We start from the raw sequence: 5,116 nt of genomic DNA, 5'->3' as shown, positions 1-5,116 counted from the left end.
AGCGCGGTGGAGGGCCTCGCCGAGTCCTCGGTGCGGATGCTGGCCAAGGTGGTGCAGGTGATGCCGGCCCGGCTACGGCGCCAGGTCGAGGCGCTCGGCACGTCCGGACGGCAACCACGTCAGCTCGGCATGACGCTGCGTAGCGCGCGGATCGCGGCAGATCCGGATGCCCTCTTCCGGCCATGAGCCCTCAGCGTCGTTAGGTGGACAACTCATCTGCGGCGCCCGGACCACAGTGATCCATACTCTCCCGGTGCGACACGAGTATCTGCTGGCGCAGACCGACTGGTCCGCGGTCGAGCATGCCTACACCGGGATGGCAGACGTACCCCACACGTCGGAAATCCTCACGGCGCTGCTGAGCGACGACGCCGCACGCCAAGCCGGCGCGCTAGGCGATCTCTACGGCGTCGTCCACCATCAAGACACGATCTACAGCGCGACGGCACCCGCCTTGGACTTCGTTGTCGCGGTGCTCGACGACCCGCGCACGCTAACGCCGGTACCGGCTGACAAGGGAAGCCGCACCCCTTGGGTACCGCTTCGGGCTGCCCTGCTGGACTGGCTGACCTCGGTCATGGAAGCCGCGGCGGTGTCTGGCGACTGGGCACCGGGCCAGCCGGCGGCGATCGCCGCGTGCCGTGCCGCTCGCCCACGCGTCTACCGCGCAGCATGTGCGATGCGCACGGATCCCGACCCAGCGGTCGTCTGCGCGGCGCTGGGCACGCTCGCCTGTCTGCTGGACGCGCCGGAACTCGCGCACCACCGACCCGAGGCCGGGATATGGCTGCGTGACCACGCTCTGGTGTCCGCCGACCGGCGCACCCGTGTCCTGGCGGTCATGACCCTCGCATCGTGGGCGTACGACACCGCGCCGGTTCTGCAGAACGATCCGGATCCCGTGGTACGGGCAACCGCCGCGCTCTCGCCCACGCATGCAGCCAAGCCTGCGGGCACCCGGGCGCTGCTCGAGGTGATATCGGCACCGGCCGATGCCACGTGGTGTCAGCAGGTTTTTCCGCACTTCGGGCGGATCTTCCCGTTCAAGCTCCTGCCCGCGGCGATCGACCGGGCGCCGCTTGATGAGCTGGTCACGGCCCTGGCCGTGCTCCTGGCCGACGCGCCTGAAGGCACGTACGCCGGCGACTGGGGCGCGCGGCTGCGCACGAAGGCGTTCCCGGATGGCTTCCCGCCGTCCGAGGCGCCCAATCCCGCCCAACGGGCCCTTCTGACCGTGCTCTCAGAGCACTGCTTCGGCCCGGCCGCCCCGCCCATCTGGTTCGCCACCGACGCCCGGATGGCGCTCAGCGATCTCGTACCGGAAGGCGCGGTCTTCAAAAGAGGGGCAACCAGCCGGTGGTCACCGGGCTGGGCGACACCGCCCGGGTAGCCCACCCATCCGAGCCTCCGGCTCGGTCCGCCAGCCCGCCAAGCAGTCGTTGCCCCTTGCTGGCGTGTCCAGCACATCCGCACATCGGCAGATCAGGATGCCGAGCGGTAGCGGTCGCCGTCACGCTCTGCCACGCGCGGATCGCGGCAGAAGAGGGCGCCCGACTTGGGTCGTCGAGGCGATCGAGGCCGGCTGCGCAGCCCTGAGCTGAGGCGTGGTCACTCCCGGCCGGCGAGCGCCAGGGCGACGTCCAGCTCGTGCTGCTTGGCTGAAGATAAGGTGCCAATCCGCTTGAGCAGCGACTCCTCGCCGACAGTCGTGCCCCAGGTGCAAAAGATCTTCCCGGCCTTGGGCAGTGCCACTCGGACCACGCCGCTCTCCGCCAGGCCCTCCTCGGCTCCGAAGAAGACCTCGATGCCGATGGCTCGTTGGTCCGGCCCGGCCTCCTCGAGGATTCGGCGTCGCTCGTCGACGTCGACCGCCTGCTCGCCGGGCATCAGGACGAACCCGAGCTTCTGCGCCGGGGTGGCCGGCTCGACGATCTGCATGGCCAGGAACTCCGGCCCCGCGCCTCCCGAGAGCAGCACGACGGGCCGCTTCTCGTCGATCTGAGCCCACCAAACCTCGCCGCGCTCCACATGCCCTCCTCGCCCGGCCCGTGTCAGCGCTGCCCGCGTGACTCGCGATGCCATTCCCTGTATATCAAGCATGTTCGGGTGCGCGCTCATCGGCATGTGCGGGCGTCTGAGATCTGCTGATCACCGCAGCACTCAACGATTTCGTAACTGAGCGTCACCAAGCCCACTGTTGGGATTGTCGCCGGGTCGGGCCACTTCAAGCCGTCTGGGGGGCCGGCTAAGGCCGTCAGATTCACAGGGGGGGGATGTCAAGGACTGTCAGGGCCGCGAGACCCTGTGCGAGTCTGACAGCCTGGGCCGCCGACGGTCAGACAGCACCCTGGCAGAGCTTCACCGTCCGTGGCGTCGGCTGTCCGGTCCTTCGACCGTCCCCGCTGCGAAACTCTGTGAGCTGGGCTGTCAGTCGCACGGTGGTGTTGTCAGACCCGTGTCAGGTCCGGGGGTGTCCGTCAGAGCTGACAAACGCCGGTTTGAGGGTGCGGAACGTCCATCGGTCCTTGGGCCGGGCGGGGGTTCCGCCCGCCGCCGGGCCCTGAGGTTGGGCCGACGCGAGCTGGGCGCCTCGGGTGCCGCGCCGTACTTGGTGCGCTGACACCTCACCGATACCCGCCACACCCGAATGGGAGGGAGCGCTCCTCCCGAGGGCCTGTCGCGGCTTGACCGAGGCTCTGCCTCTTGCGCCCGGCGGCGGTCCCCTGACCGCCGTTTTGACGCTCCGCTCCTGCCGTTGGCGGGGGTGGGGCCGGAGGTGACACATCCATGTCCCGCATCCCGGCACGTCTTCGTGCCCTCACCCACTCCCGGACGACCCACTACGTCGGCCGTGTCGCCGCCGTGACGGCGCAGGTTGCCGTGTTCCTGTCTGTTCCCGCCGCCGCCTACGCCGACACCGGCACGCCGGTGCTGGCGGCGAACTCGCTGCCGGTCGTGATCGCCAACCTGCAGACCTGGCTGATGGGCATCCTCGCCGCCCTGGCCACCCTGTTCCTCGTCTTGGCCGGTGTCTACTGGGCGACCGCGGGCGGTGACCCGGCGCAGGTCGACAAGGCCAAGGGGGCGCTGAAGAACGCCCTGGTCGGCTACGGCCTGGCGGTCCTCGCGCCGATCCTGCTGCAGGTCGTCCAGGGAATCGTCGGGGGCTGACTCATGGGTTGGCTGCTCGACCAGATCCTGGACTGGCTGGCGGCGGCGATCCTCGCGACCCTGGACGCGCTGTTCGGGGTGATCAGCAGCGCGCTGCTGGTCACCCCGAACGTCACCGCCCTGCCGCAGGTGCAGGCTTTGACCGGCCGTTCGGTGCTCGTCGTGGATACCGTCTTCGTCTTGGCCTTCCTGGCTGCCGGCGTGCTCACCATGACCGCCGGTGGCAGCGAGGAATCGCGCTACACGGTCAAGGACCTCATCCCCCGGTTGATCGTCGGGTTCATCACCGCCCACTTCTCGCAGCTGTGGTGCGGCATGCTCATCGACCTCGCCAACGCCCTCACCGCCGCGCTGACCACCCCGGAGGGGGACAGCGACGGTGCGCTGCGGGCGGTCAGAACGCACGTCACCGCCGGGCAGGACAAGACGGCCGGGCTGCTGTTCGTCGTCTGCGTCGCCGTCATCGCGGTGCTGCTGGCCAGCACGGCGTTCAGCGTGATCGTCCGCTTCGCCGTCGTGCTGGTCCTGACCGCCGCCGCGCCGCTTGCGTTGGCGTGTCACGCGCTGCCGCAGACCGATCCGGTGGCCCGCCTGTGGTGGAAGTCCTACGCCGGTGTCCTCGCTGTTCCGGTGGTGCAGGGCTTCACCCTGTATGCCGGGCAGTGGATGCTCACCGACCCCCACCATCTGCTGCCCGTGCTCGGGCTGCCGGTGGATCCGGGCGGGGTGCTCAACCTGTTCGTGGTCATGGTCATGCTGTGGACCACGCTGCGGGTGCCCACCCTGATGCGCCGGTACGTGGCCACGGGTGACAGCGGCCGCGGGGCGAACATGCTCGGCGCGGCCGTGCGGGTGATCGTCGTCCAGCAGGTCACCCGCTCCATTCCCGGCCTCGGCCGGGTCGTGCGGGCGGTGGGCCGATGAACGCCCACGACCACACCGACGCGGGGCGGGCGCGGATGCCCGCCGACGTCGACGCCCCCGACAAGGTCCTCTACGGGCTGACGTTCCGGCAGCTGGCCATCCTCGCCGTCGCCGCTCTCGCGTTCTACGGCGCCTGGCGGGCCATGCATGCCGTGGTGCCGGTGCCCGTGCTGGTCGGGGCGGCCGTCGTTGTCGGCGGCCTGGTCTTCGGCGTGGCCGTCGGCCGGCGCGATGGCCTGCCGCTGGACGTGTGGCTGCTCGCCGCTGTTCGCCACTCGCGGGCACCGCGGGCGCTGACGACCACCGACACGACCTCGAGGGTCCCGGAGTGGGTGCAGGCGCCGAAGAGCAGGGTGATGCTGCCGGCGCCGTTAAGGCTGCCCGCCGACGCGATCGACGACAGCGGCGAGATCCGCCTCGGCAGTGCCCGGGCGGCGATGGTCGCCGCCACCAACGTCAACCTCGCTCTTCGCACCCCCGACGAGCAGGCCGCCCTGGTCGACACGTTCGGCCGCTGGCTCAACTCGCTGTCCACGCCGACGCAGATCGTGGTGTCGGCGCAGCCGGTCGATCTGCACTCGGCCGCGCGTCAGCTGGCGCAGGCGGCGGGCGAGCTGCCGCATCCGGCCCTCGCTGACGCGGCGGCCGATCACGCCCGGTTCCTCGACGACCTCGCCCAACGGCGGGATCCGCTGCGCCGGCAGGTCCTCATCGTCACCCAGACCGGGGCCGACGAGCGAGGCGAGCGGGCCGCCAGGCGCCGCGCGGACGACACCGCCCGCGCCCTGTCAGGTCTCGGCGTGGCGACCCGCGCCCTGGACGGCGCGGCCGTCACCGCCGCTATCGCCGCGGCGGCCGACCCCTACCGGCCGCCCCGCCCCGGCGGTCTCGCCGCCCCCGACACCGTCATCACCTCACCCCGCCCCCACGAGGGCAGACCGCTCAGGAGGCGACAGACATGAAGATCGGCAACAGCTCCCAGACAGCCGACCGCATCCGCCAGTCTCACCGGCTGGCGGCC

At 70.8% G+C, this 5,116-nt stretch carries 5 protein-coding genes and 1 pseudogene; 5 read left to right on the top strand and 1 reads right to left on the bottom strand.

Features of this window, described 5'->3' with window-relative positions; genetic code table 11:
- Both AB0I41_RS34765 and AB0I41_RS34760 read left to right on the top strand, forming a co-directional pair.
- Positions 1-186: pseudogene (locus AB0I41_RS34765) on the top strand (hypothetical protein); the annotation flags it as partial.
- Positions 187-253: 67 nt separating this feature from the next.
- Positions 254-1,390, top strand: a complete 1,137-nt coding sequence (locus AB0I41_RS34760) for a hypothetical protein (RefSeq protein WP_357115590.1) — start codon at positions 254-256, stop codon at positions 1,388-1,390.
- Positions 1,391-1,608: 218 nt separating this feature from the next.
- Here AB0I41_RS34760 and AB0I41_RS34755 read toward each other — a convergent pair whose 3' ends face one another.
- Positions 1,609-2,028, bottom strand: a complete 420-nt coding sequence (locus tag AB0I41_RS34755; RefSeq protein WP_357115587.1) for a hypothetical protein — start codon at positions 2,026-2,028, stop codon at positions 1,609-1,611.
- Positions 2,029-2,787: 759 nt separating this feature from the next.
- Here AB0I41_RS34755 and AB0I41_RS34750 point away from each other — a divergent pair.
- The 3 genes from AB0I41_RS34750 to AB0I41_RS34740 are packed head-to-tail and all read left to right on the top strand — an operon-like array spanning position 2,788 to position 5,057.
- On the top strand, positions 2,788-3,171 hold the full coding sequence (locus tag AB0I41_RS34750) for a pilin (RefSeq protein ID WP_357115584.1): 384 nt from the start codon (positions 2,788-2,790) through the stop codon (positions 3,169-3,171).
- A 3-nt stretch (positions 3,172-3,174) separates the two neighbouring features.
- On the top strand, positions 3,175-4,095 hold the full coding sequence (locus tag AB0I41_RS34745) for a hypothetical protein (protein WP_357115581.1): 921 nt from the start codon (positions 3,175-3,177) through the stop codon (positions 4,093-4,095).
- On the top strand, positions 4,092-5,057 hold the full coding sequence (locus tag AB0I41_RS34740) for a PrgI family protein (RefSeq protein ID WP_357115578.1): 966 nt from the start codon (positions 4,092-4,094) through the stop codon (positions 5,055-5,057). The genes AB0I41_RS34745 and AB0I41_RS34740 overlap by 4 nt, the downstream gene beginning before the upstream one ends.
- The last annotated feature ends 59 nt before the right edge of the window (positions 5,058-5,116 follow it).

It is taken from the genome of Micromonospora sp. NPDC050200 (assembly GCF_040656135.1).
Taxonomy (GTDB): domain Bacteria; phylum Actinomycetota; class Actinomycetes; order Mycobacteriales; family Micromonosporaceae; genus Micromonospora.
This window is presented reverse-complemented; position numbering and strand designations above follow the sequence as displayed.

What these genes read in the sequence shown, in the direction of transcription:
- AB0I41_RS34750 (WP_357115584.1), top strand. Translation starts at nt 2,788, where the DNA reads ATGTCCCGCATCCCGGCACGTCTTCGTGCCCTCACCCACTCCCGGACG.
- AB0I41_RS34740 (WP_357115578.1), top strand. Translation starts at nt 4,092, where the DNA reads ATGAACGCCCACGACCACACCGACGCGGGGCGGGCGCGGATGCCCGCC.
- AB0I41_RS34745 (WP_357115581.1), top strand. Translation starts at nt 3,175, where the DNA reads ATGGGTTGGCTGCTCGACCAGATCCTGGACTGGCTGGCGGCGGCGATC.